This window comes from Alkalihalobacterium elongatum, from assembly GCF_019024285.1.
GTDB classification, from domain to species: Bacteria; Bacillota; Bacilli; order Bacillales; family Bacillaceae_F; genus Alkalihalobacterium; species Alkalihalobacterium elongatum.
The window spans coordinates 1-21,480 of the sequence record NZ_WMKZ01000014.1 but is presented as its reverse complement, the minus strand read 5'-3'; the positions used below and the strand labels follow the sequence as shown (position 1 = coordinate 21,480).

The following is a 21,480-nucleotide window of genomic DNA, read 5'->3' as shown; positions in this document are numbered from 1 at the left end:
TAGAGTACCTCATAGAGAATGGCCTACTAGGCTCTTTTTTTACCCTTGGACCTTGGAGACCAACGTGTTTGCACGCTTTTCAAATAAAAAATAATGATTAGTGCCTAAGAATAGGAAACAGGGTCATAATAACGATAACGAATTTAATGGGAGTGTTTTAGCTTGTGAATCTAGCAAGGATGTAAGGAAACTTTCATATATATTCCGAGATGATTATCGTTTTCTTTCCAAGACAAGTAGTGTAAAATATTTAGGGTAACGAAACAAAGAGAGGAGTAAGAGGCATGCAAACTCAATATAATCAATTGTGGGACTTAGATAGTATTTTTCCAGGTGGAAGTGAATCAACGGAGTTACGATCCTTTATAAAAGAGACAAAAGAAGAGTTAGTAGCTCTTGAACAATCGCTTCAACAATTAACGGAACTACATAAAGAAAAAGATAAATTTGTTGGAATTATTGAAAGCGCTCAAAATGTTGCTGCAAAAGTAAGAGAGGTTGGCGCATTTATTGGTTGTTTAACTGCGCAGAACGCGGCTGATAAAAAGGCTATCCAGTTAAGTGGAACAGCAAAAGAGCTGTCCTCGTTGTATCAAGGTGTGTTAACGAGCATTGATGAAAAAATCATGCAGTTAGACGAGGCAGAATTACAGTCACTGATTGACAATCACTTTAAAGATGTAGCTTTTTATTTAAATGAAAGAGCACAACGAGCGAGTGAGAAGCTATCCCCAGCAGAAGAAAAGTTAGCACAAAAGCTATCGACGAGCGGTTACCATGCTTGGGCGGATATGTATAATGCGCTTGTCAACAGTATGAAAATTACGTTTGAAGAAAACGGAAAAACAGAAGAGCTGTCTGTCGGACAAGCGGAAAATAAGCTAGCGAATAGTGATCGTCAGGTTCGTATCGATGCTTTTGGGAAGTGGGAAAAAACATGGACTGAAAACGAAGATCTTTTTGCTACTACGATTAATCATTTAGCAGGATTTAGATTAGGTCTATATGAAAAAAGAGGCTGGACGAATGTTTTAAAAGAGCCTCTTGAAATTAACCGCATGTCAGAAGCGACATTGAATGCGATGTGGGATACGATTACGAAAAATAAAACACGCTTTATGCCGTATTTAGAGCGCAAAGCGAAGTATTTGGGGTTAGAGAAACTAGCTTGGTATGATGTACATGCACCAATCGGAAGCTCAAGTTCATCGATTCCATACGAAGAAGCAGCTGAAACGATCATTGAACAGTTTGGAAAGTTCAGCCCGAAAATGGCTGAGTTTACAAAGATGGCGTTTGAAAAAGATTGGGTTGAAGCAGAAAATCGACCAGGAAAACGACCTGGTGCATTTTGTACAACTCTACCAGCAAGCGGTGAAACACGTGTATTTATGACATACAGCGGCAGTGCATCTAATGTTTCAACGCTAGCACACGAATTAGGTCATGCATACCACGCTTACGTGATGCGGGACATGCCGAATTTTGCCCAGTCGTATGCGATGAATGTGGCAGAAACAGCTTCTACTTTTGCAGAACTAATCGTTAGTGATGCTGCGGTACAACAAGCGGAATCAGATGAAGAAAAGCTCGTTCTGATTGAGAGCAAACTAGGTCGAGCAATTGCCTTCTTTATGAATATTCATGCGCGTTTCTTATTTGAAACAAGATTTTATGAGAATAGAAAAGAAGGGCTCCTTTCGGCCAACGACTTAAATGAATTAATGGTAGAAGCACAGAAGGAAGCTTATTGTGACTCGTTGTCAGAGTATCACCCACACTTTTGGGCAGCTAAGCAACATTTCCACATTACAGGGGTTCCGTTCTACAACTTCCCGTATACATTTGGTTTCTTATTCAGCCTAGGTGTCTATGCACATGCTCTTGAAAAGGGCGCTTCATTTGAAGATGGTTACGTCGAGTTACTGCGTGATACAGGAAGTATGAACGTTGAAGAGTTGGCACAGAAACACTTAAACGTTGACCTTACGCAAGCCGATTTCTGGCAGAAGGCGATCGACCTTGTCGTTAAAGACGTCGACCAATTCTTAGAACTAACGGAATAAAAAAAGAAAGATCCAGTGCCAGGCACCTTTAGTCAACTAAAGGTGCCTGGCACCATTTTCATATTCACTTCATTTTCATTTTCTTTATAGTATTTTCATCGCTGACAGCAAATTTTAAGTAATGGTATAATAGGGGAAAAGATGTCGAATAATGGAGAGCTTTTATGGGTATTGAAAAGCAAAAACGGTTAGACCTGATCTATAAACGAAATCAATTAATGGCGAAACTCTTAATCATTTTCTATACATGTAGCTTAATCATTAATGCAATGATTGATCCAGCAATACTCAAATATATTGCTCCAACGGGTATTGTCATTTGCGCTATCATTTATTTTCTTGCAAAAAAGAAACAGCTAGCAACAATGACGATGTACATAACTATATTTTTTGTTTTTAGCTTCTTTTCCATCTTGATTGCCTATGAACCGTTGCTAATTAATTTCATCTTCATTTGGTTAGGACTCATCATGAGTTCAATTTTTCATTTGGTAAGACCGATCTTATTTGCTAGTTTTCTGACGACGATTGCAACGACTTATTTTTTCTTTAAGTTCCAAAACGAATTATTTCTAGGTTCAGACAAAATTGATGTCGTCTATGTCGTGTTATTTGGAATACTAGTTACGATCTTTTTAGTATTTTCTAGCCGATTTACTGAAAACCTATTACAACAGGCTGAATTAAAAACCGAGAAAACATCAAAACAGCTAATAGAGGCGAAAGGGTACTTAAATTCTCTATTTAATCAACTGACAGACCCTATTGTCATTCATGATAAAAAAGGGAAGATTTATCAAGTGAATAGTGGTTTTGAAAAGACGTACGGATGGAAAAATGAAGAGGTGGTAGGTAGAGTTATGCCGCACCTCGAAGAAAATCAACTTAGTATGTTGCAAGAAAAGTGGATGTTGGTCTCACAAGGTGAAATCATTCGAGAGGTAGAATTAAAAAATTGGACGAAGGATCGCGGCTTATTGGACGTAGCAATATCAGTATCAGCAATCCGAACAGAAGATGGAAGAGTTGTTGCCCTAGCATCAATCATCAGGGATATTACGGAAAAGAAACAGACAGAAGAGTTTATTAGAAGATCAGAAAAGCTATCGGTCGTCGGTCAGCTAGCTGCTGGTGTCGCTCACGAAATTCGTAACCCAATTACCGTCATCTCTGGTTTTCTGCAACTAATGCACCAACGCGAAAATCAGTCCAACAATCACGTGCCTGTGATGTTAAGTGAGCTTGCTAGAATTAATAAAATCATTAGCGAATTTTTGTTATTAGCTAAACCAAGTGTGCAAAAGTTCGAAAGGGTCAAGATTTGTTACTTAATTCGAGAAGTCCTAACTCTTTTAAATACATCTGCAATCATGAAAAGCATTTCAATTACGTCTGAGTTCTCTATCAAAGATACGACGGTTGAATGTGATCCAGACCAAATAAAACAAGTATTAATTAATTTACTAAAAAATAGTATTGAAGCAATGGACGATGGTGGACACATTCATGTCCAAGTTTATGAGGTTAATAAAAACATCATTAATATTCAAATTAAGGATGAGGGTAGTGGTATTCCACAGGAAGTTATTCAACGAATCGGTGAGCCGTTTTTTACGACAAAACAAAAAGGGACAGGGCTTGGGTTAATGATTTGTGACCGTATTATTGAGCATCATAACGGTAAATTGAAAATTTCTAGTGTTGAAGGTGAAGGAACCACTGTAGATATTTACTTAAATAAAGATGTAGGTGAACAGGAGGCAATAAATGAATATTCCAGTTCAGAATATAATTTCGAAAGTCGAAAAACAAGTGAACGAAATGAAATTACAAGTGGCTCAAGGTAACGAACGTGGAGTGCAAGAGGCTGCAAAATTAATTCAAGCTTACTGTGAATTAGTCATGGACAAAGAAGGGGTAGCTACAGAGAAAGCTAAAATGTTACCAGAGAAAAAGGTCTTACCAACTACTAGTGTAACAACATCAACAAGTCATATTAATTCAACTAAAGATGAAGGAAGCTTGTTAGACTTTTAGTTAACGAACGACGTTTTTGCCAACATCATTTCACTCACGATAATTACGTAAGGACTAAGGCACGCTAAGTTAACGGTCCAAATAGCAAAAAAGCAACAATCTTTTATAAAAGAGCCTGCGATTATTATTGTTAAAACGAGTTGTGTTATTCTATAACTAAAATCGATAGTCAGGTAAAGGAGAATAGTAGATGTTCAACATATTTATCGTCCTTGGTAGTATTGGTGCTGCATTAGGTGTTGCATTAGGCGCATTTGGGGCTCACGGATTGGAAGGTCGTCTCACCGAGCATTACTTAAAGATTTACCAAACGGGTGTACAGTATCATATGTATCACGCGCTCGGATTAATTTTAATTGGTTTAATTAGTTGGAAGAGTGTCGAGTCTAGTTTAGTTCATTGGGCTGGCTGGCTCATTGTTTTAGGAATTATTTTATTTTCAGGTAGTTTGTATGTTTTGGCAATTACCGGCATCTCAAAGCTAGGTATGATCACACCGTTGGGTGGAGTCGCGTTCATCGCCGGTTGGGTACTTCTAGCTGTAAGCATGTTTAGAGCATAAAAAAGGCCGACTCTCAAGTGTCAGGCCCTCTTGTGCACACAAATTATAGTGTATCAATTAGGAATGATTGCAACTATATGTGTGGGGAGGACCTGACCTTTTTAATGAGTCAGCCATTTTCCTTTTTAAAAAATATCTTGTTTAGTCTTCACGAGGAGGATATTGAGCTAATGGCATTGCTTGACCAAAAGGGTAGTCGTAATTTATTGGCTCATCAAATTCAACGTAGTCAAGATTTACCATTAATAGTAAGTAATAATTATCATTCACATCGTCATGAAGGATAATATGATCTCTTCCAGCTTCTTCAACGTGGCCAGTAAAGACACGCGCAGGCCATTCAGGATTATTCTCAAAGGTCATATAAACTCTTGCAGCTTTACCTCGATTGAGGCGAAGAATGTTTTCAATATAAGATTGTTCCATTGGCAGCATCCCAGGGATTTGTGGGAATTGCTGTTGCTGAAATTGTGGTTGTGGTGCATAAAATAATGGAGGCATCATAGGTTGTTGCATCATAGGTTGTTGCATCATAGGCTGTTGCATCATAGGTTGTTGCATCATAGGCTGTTGCATCATAGGTTGTTGCATCATAGGCTGTTGCATCATAGGCTGTTGCATCATAGGCTGTTGCATCATAGGTTGTTGCATCATAGGTTGCTGCATCATGGGCTGTTGCATCATAGGATGATCCATCATAGGATGATCCATCTTAGGTTGCTGCATCATATGCTGCTCCATCATTGGATCCATTGTCGGTTGCTGATGTTGCATATGTGTGTGGCCATCCATTGTCGGTTGATTATCCCATTGTTGCTGATACATTGTATCACTCCTTTTTATGTTCTGAATGTATAATTTTCTTTAAAATGTACTATAAACTTGCGGACACTCTGATGCTAAAGGTGTGTAGAAGCAATGGAGCTTATAGCGGCCTGAATTCCACTGTCCCCACCACTGTGCGGGACAAGATCCTTCAGGGCGGAAGAACCATAAGGCAAATTCAGCTGGATGGTGTCGGTCTCCTCTAATGACTTGTCGTGCGAGTCTTCTTTCTTTTTCGCGAGCTCCTTGGTAGAAGTAACCTTTTTGTGTTGCTTCAAAGCCGCCAGGTGATTGAAACACCATTCTTTGAACTGAATTGATATCCACAAAATCTAAACAAGCAGATCGAACTCGATTGACCATTACATTGCCGGCCATTAACATCCCAAGTTCTCCTTCACCTTCTGCTTCAGCACGCATTAAACGAGCCATCAAATCAATATCACTGCTGTTGGCTTTTATAACGGCCATTCGTTCACCTCCTAATCATTAGATGCCGTACGTGGTGAGTTGGAGGACTGTCAATTGAATAGGTTTTTCATGGCTTAATCGTGTTACGGCATGCCCAAACACAGTTAGTTCAAATATATGTAAGGAAAAAATGGACTATGACCTTTTGATAAAAATCTCTATAAAAAAACCAGTCCCTATATACGGGACTGGACTGAAAAAATACTATAGTGTTTTTGGTCTAAGGCTATTATTTGAGTACTTTTCTTAAAGAAAGGTCTCATAAAACCTTTAGTAATTTTTGTTGATGGAAAAATTAAACGTGGAAGTAACGTTCAATGCCATCGATGTTTAAAAAGTTTCCAACGTAGAACGAGCCAAACTCGCCGAATCGTGCAGAAACTTCATCAAAGCGCATTTCGTATACTAGCTTTTTGAATTGAAGGACATCATCAGCGAATAAAGTTACGCCCCATTCCCAATCGTCAAATCCAACAGAACCAGTAATAATTTGCTTTACTTTTCCTGCATATTGACGTCCGATCATACCGTGGCTACGCATCATGTTACGGCGGTCTTCCATCGGAAGCATGTACCAGTTATCGTTTCCTTGACGACGCTTGTCCATCGGATAGAAACAAACATGTTTTGCTTTAGGTAACTTAGGGAAAAGACGAGCGCGAACCTCAGGGTTTTCCATCGGGTCTCCACCGTCTTTACCAGCCATATAGTTACTTAACTCAACAACAGAAACGTAAGAATATGTTGGAATTGTATATTCAGCAAAACGAGTTTTATTAAATGCTGTTTCAATTTCATTTAGTTGTTCCATAGTTGGACGAAGTAGCATAAGCATAAAGTCAGCTTTTTGACCAACGATCGTGTAAAGCGCATGACTACCTTCATTGTTTTCTTCTGTTTGGTTCCACTCTTCAAGCATACCAATAAATTCATTTAAAACTTGTTGGCGCTCTTCACTAGAAAGCGTTTTCCATGCAGGCCAATTGATTGCGCGAAAATCGTGTAAAGAATACCAACCATCTAGAGTAACTGCTGCTTCACTCATACTTTCCACTCCTTTGAAATATCAAATATATGTATCAAAACATACTATACCATAAACAGAGAAAATGGTGCCAGGCACCTTCAACACTTTACAGAGTTAAAGGTGCCTGACACCGAGAGTGATCTTATTTTTGGAGGAAGCGCTGGACGGCCATAAGATGTTCTTTTGTTTTTCCTGCTGCGCTTTGAGCATCTTCTTCCATCTTTAATACTTCAGCTAATGTGTGCTCATAGCTGCTGCCCATATTTTTCTTCATTAATCCGTAAGCAGTGGTTGGAAGTGCAACGAGTTGTTGAATGAGTTCGTCAGGTTGTCCAATTTTGTTTACTAAACCAATGCGGTAGGCCTCTTCTGCTGAAATCGGCTCACCAAGTGCCATCTCTAGAGCCTTTCCTAAACCGATGAGGCGGGGAAGGTAGTAAGACGCGCCAGCATCAGGGACGAGCCCAATTTTTAAGAAGCTGATTGCCATTTTTGCATCGTATTGTGCAACTCGGAAGTCACAAGCAAGTGCTAGACTTAGCCCTGCACCAACGGCAATACCATTAATGTACGCTACAGTTGGTTTTGCAATCGTATTCATGTATTGCAATAATTTATCGTATGTATCCCGTAAGTAGTCACCATAATCAACGTCACCTAAATTTTCTGTAGCAACACTTTTTAAATCTGCACCAGAACTAAAGGCATCGCCTGATCCAGTCAAAACAATGACACGAACGCTTTCATCTTCATTTGCTTGCTGGAAAGCTTGAAAAAGCTCACGGTGCATCGCTGAATTAATTGCATTTTTAACCGCTGGACGATTTAATGAAATAGTAGCGATATTATTTTGTACTTCATATGTTACAGTATTTTGATCCATCCCAATCCACTCCCTTATTAAATAAGCTGCTTCCATTATAATGAATAGTCATTCACTTTATCAACATATATAACGAAAATTCTGAAAAAATAGCTATTGTTATTTCTGTAAAATATTAACGAGACACCTTCTGTATGAGTGTAATTGAATAAGGAAACGATGAAAAAGAGTATCTTAACCGAAATCCACAGTAGACAGACTAAAACACTAAAAACATTTACTATTACTACCTTATAAATAATATAGGTGCTGCTGTTAAAGCTTAATGCCAAAATGGGTTTACTAAGAACCTTTTAGTTGCTTGAGAAGGTGGCTGAAAAGAACATTCTACACGATGAACCAAAATCAGCAATCAGCCCATCAACAATAGGCTTTAATACAGTTTGGAATAAACAGGAAATGCACGAAAATTTCTATTTTTACTACATTAATTAAGATAGTTTATTTTTTAAATAAAGAGGAGTATGCTTGGTGGTAAGGTCATCTGATCAATTGTAGGAGGAATTTATAGTGAGTGATCTCTTTACAGAAATTAAAGCACAAGTGAAAAGTCATTACCCGAACGTAGTTTTGCCAGAAGGTATGGATGAGAGAATAATACAAGCTGCTGGGCAGCTATCAAACGATGAAGTAGTCAAACCAGTTATCATTGGAAAAGAAAGTGATATTTACGCAAAGTCAAAAGAGTTAGGTGTAACTTTTAAAGATGTTGAAATTATAGAACCTGCAAAATATAACCAGTTGGATGAGTTGATTGCATCATTTGTTGAGCGTCGTAAAGGAAAAGAAACAGAAGATAGTGCACGCGAAAAATTAATGCAGGAAAATTATTTTGGAACGATGCTTGTTCATGTCGATAAGGCAGATGGGTTAGTAAGTGGGGCAGCCCACTCTACTGGAGATACCGTACGCCCAGCATTGCAAATCATTAAAACACAGCCTGGAATTCAGAAAACATCAGGTGTTTTCATTATGGTGAAAGGTGATCAAAAGTTTGTGTTCGGAGATTGTGCGATTAACATTGCTCCGAATGCAGAAGAGTTAGCAGAAATTGCAATTGCAACAGCAGAAACAGCTAAAGTGTTTGGCATCGATCCAAAAGTAGCGATGTTAAGCTTCTCAACAAAAGGATCAGCATCATCGATTGAAACCCGAAAAGTATCTGAAGCAACGAAAATAGCCCAACAAGCTCGTCCAGATTTAGTTATCGATGGTGAGTTCCAATTTGACGCAGCATTTGTACCAGCTGTTGCTCAAAAGAAAGCTCCAGATTCACCGTTAAGAGGAGAGGCGAATGTATTTATATTCCCAAGCCTAGAGTCTGGAAATTTAGGTTATAAGATCGCACAGCGACTTGGTGGATATGACGCGATTGGCCCAATTCTGCAAGGTCTAAATAAACCAGTTAACGATCTGTCACGTGGATGTAATGTTGCTGATGTGTATAAGCTTTCACTTATCACAGCCATGCAATCCATCACCCGCAAAGTACTTGCTTAAAACGGTGCCAGGCACCTTTAATGCTGCGCAGCATTAAAGGTGCCTGGCACTTATGCGTTCGTTACGTTTTATGATACGGATGTATTGTTCTTCGTAGGATTGTCGTTCTTCTTCTGTAAACGTTGATGAGCTAAGGTGTGCGCCTTGCTCTTTAAATGTGAGTAATAATTGATGAATGATCGATTGTACAGTTAGCTTCTGTCCAGTTAATTCGGATAACGAAGCCATCGTTTCGGGTACAATTCGAGGGTATTCAAAGGATGTTGGTTGTCCTTGAACAGCTTTGTCATAAAAGGTTTGAATGAGTTTTGCCCGTTCGCTGCCACTGCCGCTGACACAAAGGTAAATTTGTACTGCGACACCACCGCGAATTCGGCGTTGCGAAATCCCAGCAAACTTCTTTCCATCTATACTTAAGTCAAATGAGCCTGGACAATAAGACCCGACAATTTCTCTTGCTTCAACAGTCACACCATAAGGCTTCAGGAGTTGTTGAATCAGTGCAAACATGAGTTCATAGCCTTCATTAATCGAGAATTTTTTCTCTTCTTTAAGAATTAGTGATACATTTAAGATGCCTTGATCTAGTACGACAGCAAGGCCACCAGAGTTCCGAACGATGACATGATAGCCTTGTTCATTTAAAAACTCGATCCCTTCTTGGACAAAAGGAAGACGGCTATCCTGAATGCCGAGGACAATCGTATCGTGGTGTACCCACGTCCGTAACAAAGCGTCTGAAGAGCCATTTCCGACAGCAATACATAATGCATCGTCATAGGCAAACGACTGAAGCGCATCAAAGTAAACGCCCAGTGTTGATTGGTCGATAAACCGCCACGTTTGATTGGAGAGATGATTGGTTAATGTGTTCATTTACTTTACTCCTCAAATAAAGCTTAAATAGGTCTAAAATTCCTAAAGATTGCGAACGATAGTAGATATGGTATACTATCCTTTGTGAATAAAAGACACTATCTCATCTTACCATAAAGAATCGAAAGGAATTAACTCTAATGGCAAACGAATTTCGCATATGTGACATTTGCCAAGCCACGAATATAAAAACGTTATTGCCTCGGTTAAAAAAACTAGACTCTGATGCAGAAATTCATATCGGGTGTCAATCGTATTGTGGACCAGGCCGGAAAAAGTCTTTTACGATGGTCAATAACCGTCCCATATCGGCTGCAAATGAAGATCAATTAATTGAAAAAATTGGTAAAAAACTAAAATAAAAGTTATCTGTGCCATTCGGTCACAGGTAGCTTTTTTCTGTCCTTCATTCCGTAGGACTTTGTACGACAAAAGTGATCGCGTTTGTTTTTAATAACACAGCTTTCTCTTTTCGATGGATCGTATACTCTAACGGTTTAACAACGACTTCAAGTTCAGTCCAACCCAGGTATAACTCGTGAAGTAAGCGCAGCATTTCTTCTGTAGGGAGATTCACTTCAAACAGAGGATCTAAACTGTTATTGGTTGCCGTTTCAATCTCTTCGACCCCTGAATTGATAACGAGGTAATGTACCCCACCTGCGCGCGTACCCCTAATCATTTTTTCTAAGACATCTATGAAAACATCGACCGATGCGACATGCTCTACACTTGATATGGCTAAAATGTAATCATATGCTTGTTCCTCAATGGGAAACTCCTCTATGAGGGATAACACTGGATAAATATTTGCCTGAACTTGAAACTCGGAGCTGTACTCTTTAAGCTTTTCAATGGCCGTTTCAAGGTGATCGACACAATCGACAAGCCCGTTTGTTTGCTTTACTTTTTCAGCGAGAGGAATACTATGACGACCTACACCGCAGCCAAGATCTAGAATTCGCATACCTTGCTTTTCACTAACAACATTAAAGTAGTGCAGAGTCTTCTGAACGGGCTTATAAAGCCATGAACCTTTTTCAAACAGCTTATTTTCTTTGTAAAACGCATTGTGGTATCTCGCTTCTTCTTGCCGAATGTAGTCAATATTCACTTTTATAAAGCCCCCCTTAAACAAACTCCCATTATTTTACCATAAAATTCTGAAAGATTATTATTTCGTTAAGCTGTTGAGGCTGTTGAGACAACGTCTTATAACTTTTGTATAATATAATTAGATAAAATGGAGATGGAGTGTGCTTAATGCAAAATATAAATGGTCAATTAAGTGAAGAAAAAGTATTTAAAGACCCTGTCCATCGTTACATACACGTTCGGGATACACTCATTTGGGAGTTAATTGGTACAAGGGAATTTCAACGGTTACGACGAATACGTCAATTAGGGACTACTTTTTTTACGTTCCACGGTGCCGAACATTCCCGTTTTAACCACTCCCTTGGCGTTTATGAAATTACAAGAAGAATTATCGAAGTGTTTCAAGGTCGGCCGCATTGGGATAACAGCGAACGGTTACTGTGTTTATGTGCAGCACTTTTACACGATGTTGGTCACGGACCTTTCTCGCACTCTTTTGAAAAAGTATTTAATACCGATCACGAAGAGTGGACGCGAGAGATTATTATAGGAGATACGGAAATTAATCAAGTATTACGTAAAATGGGTGATGACTTCCCGCAAAAAGTCGCTGATGTTATTGAGAAAACCTACAGTAATAAATTAGTTGTTAGTTTAATTTCTAGTCAAATTGATGCTGATAGAATGGATTATTTGCAGCGCGATGCGTATTTTACTGGGGTAAGCTACGGTCATTTTGATATGGAAAGAATTTTGCGTGTCATGCGTCCTATGGAGGATCAAGTGGTTATTAAGCAAAGTGGAATGCATGCGGTAGAGGATTATATTATGAGCCGCTATCAAATGTATTGGCAAGTCTATTTTCACCCAGTGACTAGAAGTGCTGAAGTAATTTTAAGTAAAATTTTAATGCGGACAAAGCACCTCTATGAGGCGGGATACAAATTTAAACAAGAGCCTGTTCATTTTTATTCACTCTTTAATGAAAAGATGAGTATCGAGGACTATTTGCGGCTTGATGAGGCGATAATCCTTTATTATTTCCAAATTTGGCAGGATGAAGATGATCGCATTTTAAGTGATCTTTGTGGTAGATTTTTAAATAGAAGATTGTTTAAATACGTCGAATTTAATCCGAATTTGCAGATGAAAGAGTGGCCAGTACTTTACCAGCTTTTCCAGCAAGCTAATATTGACCCAGAGTACTATCTTGTAGTAGATTCATCCTCTGACCTCCCATATGATTTTTATCGTCCAGGTGAGGAAGAAGAGCGACTGCCGATCCACTTGCAAATGCCAAACGGAAAAATCCGTGAGCTTTCACGGGAATCAGACGTCGTTGAAGCGATATCAGGAAAAAAACGAACAGACCATAAACTATATTTTCCATTCGATGTTCTAGAAGATGAAACAGAGAATGCTGCGATAAAACAACAAATTAAAGATATTCTTTTTAAATGAAGGGGAGGAGCGTTTTGCTAAAGGAACATGTTAAGCTGCTAACGATGTTTCAACAAGCAGGTGAAATTGTTGGACGGAAAAAGCTGCAAAAGATTGTTTTTATTTCCAAAAAATTAGATATTCCATTTTCAGAACGGTTCAAGTTTCATATGTTCGGTCCTTACTCTGAAGAGCTAACGCTTCGTATTGAAGAACTTTGTAACCTTGGTTTTTTACAAGAAACGTTGGAAACGAAAAGCGGATATCAGCAATACCGATACATATTAACAGAGGAAGGCGAAAAGTTCCTAGATATGTATACCCTTGACCTGCCAGACATTAAACCGAGAGTATCAAGCATGAATGATCAAAGCTCACGGTTTCTTGAATTGGTTTCAACCGTTCTTTATTTTGATGAGTTGGAAAAAGAAGAAATTGTCGAGAAGGTCATGACGGTTAAAAAGAAGCAAAACTATACAGAAGAAGAGATGGAACGAGCTTTTGCCTACATTGAGCAATTAAAAATGTTTCAACATTAAGCGAGTTCGGTGTTAAATAGGAAAAGACGCAGAATCAGTTGGTGGTTCTACGTCTTTTTATGTTTAGTGGGTTTTGATTTGATTATAGTTTACGCTTTGTCGCTTAAACGAGTTCCAGCGACTGCGTAGTGGTTTTTTGGCATTTCTTCGATAAACACAACAATGTTTTCTTTAGGAGCGTTCACTGTTTCAGAAACAGCATCTGTTACTTTTTCAACGAGCGCTCTTTTTTGTTCTTCATTACGACCTTCAAGCATCTTAACTGTTACGTATGGCATAGCAATTCTCCTTTTTCTATGTAAATTAAATTAGAATTATTTCATTAGCATATCATATAATGTAAAACTTTACTCAAGCTGTAGCGTTGGCTTACGAGATAAATGACCTAATAATCATCATGTGATACACTAAAATATAGAATGAACGCATCATGAAACGTGTATGCTGATTATAGAATAAGAAGAAGGGATGATCGATTAATGGATCTCTTTGAAAAGGATAAGCAGAAAAAAACAAAAACAGGCTTTAACATTTTGAGTACAGACTCAACAGATGGACATGGAGGTTACGGGACAGGCGTTATCGATTTAAACAACGTTTCTCCAATTATTGTAAACACAGAAAATGACGAAGCGTTTGTTGATATGGGTGCTTTACACGCACGTTCTGCTGTAGAAAAACGCATTAAATTTACACCGAATCGGGAGGACTCACCTAATGGCAAGTTGTACTGGTTAGTTTGGGTATCGGTAAACAATAAAGGTGCTAAGCCGTTTTATGCAGGAGTTACAGCGTGTGAAATGATCATTGATATGGAAACGCGTCGAGGCTATAAAAGCTTACCAGAACACGTGAACCGTATGGATAAATCTTTAAAAGGCCACATCATCGTCGATCATATGGATGAGAAATCAAAGAAAATATTAGGGGAGTTCTTAAAGAACCACAATGAAGAGATGTGGAAACACTCTGAATTGAAGTTAAGACAAGAGCTTCTTGGTGAAGAACAATAAAATTTCATTTGTCTAGACTAAATTTTGGTTATCTTTGAACGATTTATGAACTCTTATTCAAAGGCTTGAGCTTTTTGGAAAATGGAATTAAACTTAAAACTAGTATAAATCAACACATATTTATACTAGGACCGACAAAAGGCAGAGGAATTCACCTCTGCCTTTTGTCGTTTTTGTAAATAAAATGGCGTAGTGTGCTGTGGGTATGGGTGTGGGGTGTCAGGCACCTTTAATGATGTACTGTGGTAAAGGTGCCTGGCACCGCCTTAGTTAAACCATTTGATGAAGCGGTCGAGGAATTTTTCTTTTTCGTGAACTTCCTCTTCGGTCATTTGAACTTCTGCTTCCTCATCTGTTGTATGGAGTTGGCAGTATTCGGTAGGTTCGGTGCCCGAAACATAATAGGTTAGACGCTTAACAGGGCATTCATCTGTAGCTAACAAGCCTGTTTTCGGGTTGATGTAAACACCAGTTACACCTGGTGGCTTGTGAAAATCTAGCTTTAAGTCATCTTTAAGCGCATGTTCTGTGAATTGCGCCCAAATTCGCTTCGCAATTTGTCCTTCTGATGAGTGGTCTAGACGTTTTTCTAAGTCATAACCGACCCAAACTCCCGTAACAAGCTGGGGCGTAAACCCAACCATCCAGCTGTCAAACGGGGTAGACCCCGATTTTCCAGCAACAGGTCTACTTACGAGGTGTGAAACGGAACCACCCGTTACGCTTGCATAATCATTAATAGAGCGGTCGAACATCCCTGTCATTAAGTCAGTCATAATAAAGGCTAGCTTCGGATCTAAAATTTGCTCATGAACAGGTTCTTTCTCAAAGATGACCTGTCCATTCTTATCAACCACTTTTCGAACAAACCTCGGTTCAACACGCTTTCCTCCATTAGTAAAGCTAGCGTAACTATTCGTTAACTCTAATAATCGAACTCCATTTGACCCTAAGGCAAGTGAAGGAATGCTGTCTAATGGACTTTTAATACCAAAGCGTGCAGCTGTCTCAACCAGCGTTTCTGTATCTAAGAACAGGTGAGTTTTCACAGCAAAAATATTGTCAGAGAATGCAAGTGCATGTAATAACGTTACAAAATCATTCGCGTAATTATCGTTAAAGTTTGACGGCGAATAATCAGGCCTCCCATCATCAAACGTAAAAGTAGTTGCTTCACTTAATAAAGTCGATGACGGTGTAAATCCGTGTTCTAGCGCCGCATAGTACAAAAACGGCTTAAACGTTGACCCAGGAGAACGACTTGCATGTGTTGCCCGGTTAAACGGACTTTCCACATAGTTCCTGCCACCAACAAGGGCTTTTACATCACCAGTACGAGGATCAACTGCAACGAGCGCGGCTTGTAATTCCTCGGTTGGCCCTAGTTCAGTTTCCACCCAGCGCTCTGCTTCCGCTTGCATATCTCGGTCTAATGTCGTAAAAACCTGTAAACCACCTTGTTCAATGAGGGTCTCATCGATGTTATACTCATCAATTAAAAGATTTCTAACATACTCCTGAAAGTAAGGACCGACAGCTGCTGTGTTATCTTTTTGTGGGTTAGCAAGATGTAAACGCTCATTTTTGGCAGCTTCAGCTTCAGTTGATGTGATATGACCTGTTTGTACCATTGAGTGTAGAATGAGCTCCTGGCGTTGTTTAGCGCGATCGAAATCGTTCTGTGGTGAATAATAACGAGGTCCTTTAGGGATACCAGCAAGAAGACTCGCTTCTGCTAAAGTAAGCTCTGAAGCTTTTTTATCAAAAAAGTAATGAGCAGCAGCTTCAATTCCGTACGCCCCGTGGCCATAGTAAATCGTATTTAAATAGCCTTCTAGTATTTCATCCTTCGTATAGTACATTTCAAGACGCAGAGCATAGAGCGCTTCATTAATCTTTCGCTTCCACGTTTTATCATGCGTCAAATAGAGGTTTCTCGCATATTGCTGCGTAATCGTACTAGCTCCTTGTGCTCTACCACGAGATTTAATATTCGCAACGACTGCACCCGCGATTCTCGTTGGATCAAAACCGTAATGCTCGTAAAATTTCCGGTCCTCAATTGATAAAGTAGCATGAAGTAGATCCTCACTTATTTCCTCGAGTGGAACCCAATACCGGTTTTGTCCCTGATGACTTTCTCCAATAATGGCATCATTGGCATCAAATAGTCGTGTTGTTTGTGAAACTTGTAAAACGGGAGCACCTTCCATTTTTAAGTAAGTTAACAATGAGACCGCAGCAAACATACATAGAACGATCATAAATAATGAAAAGCGAAATAAGCGCCTAAACCAGCTGATCTTTCGTCTCGATCGTCGCTTTACGATGACTTCCATTTCAGTCACCTCTTTATATCAGATTTAATAACTTCAATATTCATAGCAGATAAAATAAAAACTTCATCATAAATAGCGTATAAACTAGGAATAAACAAACTTTGACTTTATCATTTTTGGAAGATTAATGAATTTTTAAACACAAATATCCTCAATATCTAAAAATTCTCTTGCATTTTTGTGCATTTCCTTTATACTTTTTTTGTTTGGCACAGAAATTGCACTATATCGCTTTAATCTTAGATTCAGTTCAAACGAAAATCGAGGATGAAACGTTACTTTTTGAACAACCTTTTAGTAAGAGCAAGAAACTAGGGCAAACTAAGAGACAGAAATCATATTAAGAGGTGACGATCATGGAGTTATGGTTTACTGAAAAGCAAACTGAACGTTTCGGAATTACGATGAAAATCAAGCGCACTTTACATACAGAGCAAACAGATTTTCAAAAACTGGATATGGTTGAAACAGAAGAGTTCGGGAACATGCTCGTTCTTGACGGAATGGTGATGACAACACAAAAAGATGAGTTCGTCTATCATGAAATGGTAGCGCACGTTCCACTTTTTACACATCCTAACCCCGAAAACGTGTTAGTTGTTGGTGGCGGTGACGGAGGTGTAATTCGTGAAGTTCTTAAACACCCATCTGTGAAAAAAGCAACGCTTGTAGAAATCGATGGAAAAGTTATCGAGTATTCAAAAGAATACTTACCTGAAATTGCAGGTATGTTAGACGATGCTCGAGTGGAAGTCAAGGTCGATGATGGCTTCATGCACATTGCTAACAGTGAAAATGAGTATGATGTGATCATGGTTGACTCAACAGAGCCTGTGGGACCTGCTGTAAACTTATTTACGAAAGGCTTTTATGCAGGAATTTCAAAAGCACTAAAAGAAGACGGTGTGTTTGTCGCTCAAACGGACAACCCTTGGTTCACACCAGAGTTAATTACAAATGTACAACGTGATGTGAAGGAAATTTTCCCAATTACACGTTTATATATTGCAAACATTCCAACGTATCCAAGTGGACTTTGGACGTTTACGATTGGATCAAAAAAGCATGACCCATTAGCAATTGAAGAAAGTCGTTTCCATGACATTGAAACGAAATACTACACAAAAGATCTGCATAAAGCAGCATTTGTTTTACCCCGTTTTGTGGAAGATTTAATTAAATAAGGAGGACTTGTTTTGCGATTTGATGAGGCGTATTCAGGAAATGTTTTTATTATGAGCAGGTCAAGCTATGAAGAAAGTGAAGCAGTAATTTATGGGATGCCGATGGATTGGACCGTTTCGTTCCGTCCAGGCTCGCGTTTTGGTCCTGCGAGAATTCGTGAAGCTTCTTTAGGCTTAGAAGAGTATAGTCCTTATTTGGACAAGCATTTAGAAGAAGTGAATTACTTCGATGCAGGTGATATTCCACTACCGTTCGGTAATCCTGCCAGAAGCTTAGATATGATTGAAGATTATATGGATAAGTTAATCGCTGATGGTAAGTTCCCGATTGGGTTAGGTGGAGAGCATTTAGTTTCATGGCCAATTTTCCGTGCGATGTTTAAAAAATACTCGGATATGGCAATCATTCATATTGATGCACATGCGGACTTACGAGAGCGCTATGAGGGAGAACCATTATCTCATTCAACGCCTATTCGCAAAGCGTGTGAACTGATCGGTCCTGAAAATGTGTATTCATTTGGTATTCGTTCAGGAATGAGAGAAGAGTTTCAATATGCTAAAGAATCAGGCATGCATATGTCAAAATTCGATGTAGCAGAGCCTCTAAAAGAGGTACTTCCTTCATTAGCAGGGCGTAACGTTTATGTTACGATCGATATCGACGTATTAGACCCAGCACACGCACCAGGTACTGGTACAGCGGAAGCGGGAGGAATTACATCTAAAGAGTTACTTGAAGCGATCCACGCAATTGCAAACTCTGATGTAAACGTCATTGGAGCTGATTTAGTTGAGGTAGCACCAGCATATGACCCAACAGAACAAACTCCAATCGCAGCAAGCAAATTTATCCGTGAAATCCTTTTAGGCTGGGTTCAAAAATAAACGGCACCGCAAGAGCTGACTCATAAGATCCTTGAGTCAGCTTCTTTACTATACTGTGGTGCCAGGCACCTTTAATGCTCTGCATTGTTAAAGGTGCCTGGCACCAACCGATGGCACGGCCACGGTCGATTTGTTCTTGCAACGGGGCGGCAAACTCGCTAAACTTGAAAAAAGAAAGGTGGGCAAGTCGAATGTCCGTGAAAGAAAAGAGACCAATTACTGTTCAAATGGAAACAACGATTCGCCAAGGTGGCGAAAAGGAAAGGCTCTCCCTCAATGGGAAGGGTAATATTTATGTTAAAAAAGGGTATACATATTTACTATTTAAAGAAGTACATAACGATAAAGTAAATGTTCAAACAACCGTAAAAATTGGGGAGAATGAGGTAACCATTATCCGGCAAGGGGACTTGTCTATGCGGCAAACCTATACGGTTGGAGAAAAAACAGAAGGCATATACCGAAGTCCATTCGGATACTGGCAAACAACGGCAAAAACACATGTCTGTCATTATAATTGGCCAGCGAATAAAACGAAGGGCAAACTCCAGTTGAAATATGATTATTTCTTACAGGGTGAACCTTCGGGAACGTTTGATGTAACGATCACAATTGAGGAGGAAAACGAATGAACAGTGTAGAGCAAATGAAAGAAAAGCTAAAAGCAGAAATCGTTTCTGCGGTCATAGCTTCAGGCGTAGATGAAAGTCAAATACCTGAAGTCGTTCTAGAAAACCCAAAAGATAAAGCACATGGTGATTACGCAACAAATATGGCGATGCAATTAGCGAGAGTTGCTAAAAAAGCGCCACGTATGATCGCCGAGGATATTGTAAACCACATCGATAAAGAAAAAGCAGCTATTGAAAAAGTAGAAATCGCTGGACCAGGGTTCATTAACTTTTATATGGACAATGGTTATTTACGAGATATTATTCCAGCTGTACTTCAAGCAGGCGAAGAGTATGGTCAAACAAACGTAGGAAACGGAACAAAAATCCAGATCGAGTTTGTTTCTGCAAATCCAACGGGTAGCCTTCATTTAGGACATGCTCGCGGGGCGGCAGTTGGAGATGCACTGTGTAACGTATTAAGTAAAGCAGGCTACGATGTTCAAAGAGAGTATTATATTAATGACGCTGGTAACCAAATTAACAATTTAACAACGTCTGTTGAAGCTCGTTATTACCAAGCTCTTGGACTAGAAAAAGACATGCCTGAAGATGGCTACCACGGCGAAGATATCATCGGCTTTGGTCAAGATTTAGCGAAGGAGTATGGCGACCGTTTCGTTCATGTCGATGAAGAAGAGCGAATGGAATTTTTCCGTGCATATGGATTAAAACGTGAGCTAGAAAAGTTGAAGAAAGACTTAAGTGACTTCCGTGTTGAATTTGATAACTGGTTTTCAGAAACATCCCTTTACACTTCTGGAAAAGTTCTTGAAACATTAAAGCTTTTAGAAGAAAAAGGGGAAACATACGAGCAAGATGGTGCCACATGGTTCCGTTCAACAACATACGGTGACGATAAAGATCGTGTACTGATTAAGAATGATGGAACATATACGTACTTAACGCCAGATATTGCTTATCATAAAGATAAATTAGAGCGTGGTTTTGATAAATTAATTAACATTTGGGGTGCAGACCACCACGGGTACATTCCTCGTATGAGTGCTGCAATTCAAGCACTTGGTTACGGTGAAGAGCAAATGGATGTACAAATTATTCAAATGGTTTCACTGTTCCAAAACGGTGAGAAAGTGAAGATGAGTAAGCGTACAGGAAAAGCTGTAACCCTACGTGACTTAATGGAAGAAGTAGGAATTGATGCAACACGTTATTTCTTTGCGATGCGTAGTGCAGACACGCAATTAGATTTCGATATGGACTTAGCTGTAAGTAAATCAAATGAGAACCCTGTATACTACGTTCAATATGCGCATGCGCGTATTTGCAGTATGCTTAGACAAGGCCAGGAACAAGGCTTACCTTTAGATGATACGAGCAGCCTTAACCTGATTTCCTCTGAAAAAGAATTCCACTTACTGAAAAAGGTCGGTGAATTCCCAGAGGCGATTGCAGAAAGTGCTGAAAAACTGTCACCGCACCGCCTAACTAACTATGCGTTTGACCTAGCTTCAGCTCTACACAGCTTTTACAATGCAGAGCGCGTAATCGACCCAGAAGATCGTGAGAAGAGTGCAGCTCGTCTTGCACTAGTAAAATCTGTACAAGTCACACTGCAAAACGCGTTAAAACTAATTGGAGTATCGGCACCAGAAAAAATGTAAGGCGAAAGGTGCCATGAATAGTGCCCGCGCAGTGAAAAAAGTAGAAGAGGCGGTCACTAAAGCGAAGGAAAAGTGCCCGTGAGATAGGAAAAATCCAGATAGAGGTAACTAAAGAGCCTGAATAGAGCCCGCGCAATGAAAAAAGTAGCAGAGGCGGTCACTAAAGCGAAGGAAAAGTGCCCGTGAGATAGGAAAAATCCAGCTAGAGGTAACTAAAGAGCCTGAATGGTGCCCGCGCAGGGAAAAAAGTAGAAAAGGCGGTCACTAAAGCGAAGGAAAAGTGCCCGTGAGATAGGAAAAATCGAGATAGAGGTAACTAAAGAGCCTGAATGGTGCCCGCGCAGTGAAAAAAGTAGAAGAGGCGGTCACTAAAGCGAAGGAAAAGTGCCCGTGAGATAGGAAAAATCGAGATAGAGGTAACTAAAGAGCCTGAATG

At 39.5% G+C, this 21,480-nt stretch carries 21 protein-coding genes; 13 read left to right on the top strand and 8 right to left on the bottom strand.

All coding sequences use genetic code 11. From position 1 onward, the window contains the following. Positions 1-284 precede the first annotated feature (284 nt). From GKP30_RS14210 to GKP30_RS14195, 4 genes are all read left to right on the top strand, one after another. Positions 285-2,066 (top strand): M3 family oligoendopeptidase, encoded by a 1,782-nt coding sequence (locus tag GKP30_RS14210; RefSeq protein WP_216830113.1) that lies wholly within the window; start codon positions 285-287, stop codon positions 2,064-2,066. A gap of 164 nt (positions 2,067-2,230) precedes the next feature. Continuing rightward, positions 2,231-3,913 (top strand): ATP-binding protein, encoded by a 1,683-nt coding sequence (locus tag GKP30_RS14205; protein ID WP_216830112.1) that lies wholly within the window; start codon positions 2,231-2,233, stop codon positions 3,911-3,913. Beyond that, a complete protein-coding gene (locus GKP30_RS14200) occupies positions 3,888-4,103 on the top strand; it encodes a hypothetical protein (RefSeq protein WP_236035096.1) in 216 nt (71 codons plus the stop codon). The genes GKP30_RS14205 and GKP30_RS14200 overlap by 26 nt, the downstream gene beginning before the upstream one ends. A gap of 190 nt (positions 4,104-4,293) precedes the next feature. Further along, positions 4,294-4,665, top strand: a complete 372-nt coding sequence (locus GKP30_RS14195; protein ID WP_216830110.1) for a DUF423 domain-containing protein — start codon at positions 4,294-4,296, stop codon at positions 4,663-4,665. Positions 4,666-4,806: 141 nt separating this feature from the next. Here GKP30_RS14195 and gerQ read toward each other — a convergent pair whose 3' ends face one another. From gerQ to GKP30_RS14175, 4 genes are all read right to left on the bottom strand, one after another. Next, positions 4,807-5,490, bottom strand: a complete 684-nt coding sequence (gene gerQ, locus GKP30_RS14190) for a spore coat protein GerQ (protein WP_407928620.1) — start codon at positions 5,488-5,490, stop codon at positions 4,807-4,809. Positions 5,491-5,529: 39 nt separating this feature from the next. Further along, on the bottom strand, positions 5,530-5,961 hold the full coding sequence (locus GKP30_RS14185) for a cell wall hydrolase (protein ID WP_216830109.1): 432 nt from the start codon (positions 5,959-5,961) through the stop codon (positions 5,530-5,532). 295 nt (positions 5,962-6,256) lie between these two features. Then, complete coding sequence (gene hemQ, locus GKP30_RS14180; RefSeq protein WP_078429663.1) at positions 6,257-7,006, bottom strand: hydrogen peroxide-dependent heme synthase; 750 nt, start codon at positions 7,004-7,006, stop codon at positions 6,257-6,259. Positions 7,007-7,130: 124 nt separating this feature from the next. Beyond that, on the bottom strand, positions 7,131-7,871 hold the full coding sequence (locus GKP30_RS14175; RefSeq protein WP_216830108.1) for an enoyl-CoA hydratase/isomerase family protein: 741 nt from the start codon (positions 7,869-7,871) through the stop codon (positions 7,131-7,133). A 510-nt stretch (positions 7,872-8,381) separates the two neighbouring features. Between GKP30_RS14175 and pta the strand changes: the two genes are divergently transcribed. Continuing rightward, positions 8,382-9,371 carry a phosphate acetyltransferase gene (gene pta / locus GKP30_RS14170; protein ID WP_216830107.1) on the top strand — a complete coding sequence of 330 codons (990 nt, stop codon included), beginning with the start codon at positions 8,382-8,384 and terminating at the stop codon, positions 9,369-9,371. A gap of 33 nt (positions 9,372-9,404) precedes the next feature. On the opposite strand, the gene GKP30_RS14165 is transcribed toward pta, so the two are convergent. Next, a complete protein-coding gene (locus GKP30_RS14165) occupies positions 9,405-10,247 on the bottom strand; it encodes a lipoate--protein ligase family protein (RefSeq protein WP_216830106.1) in 843 nt (280 codons plus the stop codon). 140 nt (positions 10,248-10,387) lie between these two features. Here GKP30_RS14165 and GKP30_RS14160 point away from each other — a divergent pair, with 140 nt between their 5' ends. Next, positions 10,388-10,609, top strand: coding sequence for a DUF1450 domain-containing protein (locus GKP30_RS14160; RefSeq protein WP_216830105.1), 222 nt, complete (start codon positions 10,388-10,390; stop codon positions 10,607-10,609). Positions 10,610-10,653: 44 nt separating this feature from the next. Here the strand turns inward: GKP30_RS14160 and GKP30_RS14155 are convergent, their stop codons facing one another. Next, a complete protein-coding gene (locus GKP30_RS14155; protein ID WP_216830104.1) occupies positions 10,654-11,361 on the bottom strand; it encodes a class I SAM-dependent methyltransferase in 708 nt (235 codons plus the stop codon). A 149-nt stretch (positions 11,362-11,510) separates the two neighbouring features. Between GKP30_RS14155 and GKP30_RS14150 the strand changes: the two genes are divergently transcribed. Both GKP30_RS14150 and GKP30_RS14145 read left to right on the top strand, forming a co-directional pair. Beyond that, the gene (locus GKP30_RS14150) at positions 11,511-12,806 is read left to right on the top strand and encodes an HD domain-containing protein (protein WP_216830103.1); all 1,296 of its coding nucleotides are present in this window, start codon (positions 11,511-11,513) and stop codon (positions 12,804-12,806) included. Positions 12,807-12,820: 14 nt separating this feature from the next. Next, a complete protein-coding gene (locus GKP30_RS14145; RefSeq protein WP_216830102.1) occupies positions 12,821-13,324 on the top strand; it encodes a YwgA family protein in 504 nt (167 codons plus the stop codon). Positions 13,325-13,413: 89 nt separating this feature from the next. On the opposite strand, the gene GKP30_RS14140 is transcribed toward GKP30_RS14145, so the two are convergent. Then, the gene (locus GKP30_RS14140) at positions 13,414-13,602 is read right to left on the bottom strand and encodes a 2-hydroxymuconate tautomerase (protein WP_236035094.1); all 189 of its coding nucleotides are present in this window, start codon (positions 13,600-13,602) and stop codon (positions 13,414-13,416) included. 201 nt (positions 13,603-13,803) lie between these two features. Here GKP30_RS14140 and GKP30_RS14135 point away from each other — a divergent pair, with 201 nt between their 5' ends. Beyond that, complete coding sequence (locus tag GKP30_RS14135) at positions 13,804-14,337, top strand: YwhD family protein (RefSeq protein WP_216830101.1); 534 nt, start codon at positions 13,804-13,806, stop codon at positions 14,335-14,337. A 266-nt stretch (positions 14,338-14,603) separates the two neighbouring features. Here the strand turns inward: GKP30_RS14135 and GKP30_RS14130 are convergent, their stop codons facing one another. Then, positions 14,604-16,676, bottom strand: coding sequence for a transglycosylase domain-containing protein (locus tag GKP30_RS14130; protein WP_216830100.1), 2,073 nt, complete (start codon positions 16,674-16,676; stop codon positions 14,604-14,606). Between the two features lie 356 nt (positions 16,677-17,032). Between GKP30_RS14130 and speE the strand changes: the two genes are divergently transcribed. From speE to argS, 4 genes are all read left to right on the top strand, one after another. Further along, entirely contained in the window at positions 17,033-17,860 is an 828-nt protein-coding gene (gene speE, locus GKP30_RS14125) for a spermidine synthase (protein WP_216830099.1), read from the top strand. Between the two features lie 12 nt (positions 17,861-17,872). Then, complete coding sequence (speB, locus tag GKP30_RS14120; RefSeq protein ID WP_216830098.1) at positions 17,873-18,748, top strand: agmatinase; 876 nt, start codon at positions 17,873-17,875, stop codon at positions 18,746-18,748. 191 nt (positions 18,749-18,939) lie between these two features. Further along, positions 18,940-19,380, top strand: a complete 441-nt coding sequence (locus tag GKP30_RS14115) for a DUF1934 domain-containing protein (protein WP_216830097.1) — start codon at positions 18,940-18,942, stop codon at positions 19,378-19,380. After that, positions 19,377-21,044: an arginine--tRNA ligase gene (argS, locus tag GKP30_RS14110; RefSeq protein WP_216830096.1), complete on the top strand. Its 1,668-nt coding sequence runs from the start codon at positions 19,377-19,379 to the stop codon at positions 21,042-21,044. The genes GKP30_RS14115 and argS overlap by 4 nt, the downstream gene beginning before the upstream one ends. The last annotated feature ends 436 nt before the right edge of the window (positions 21,045-21,480 follow it).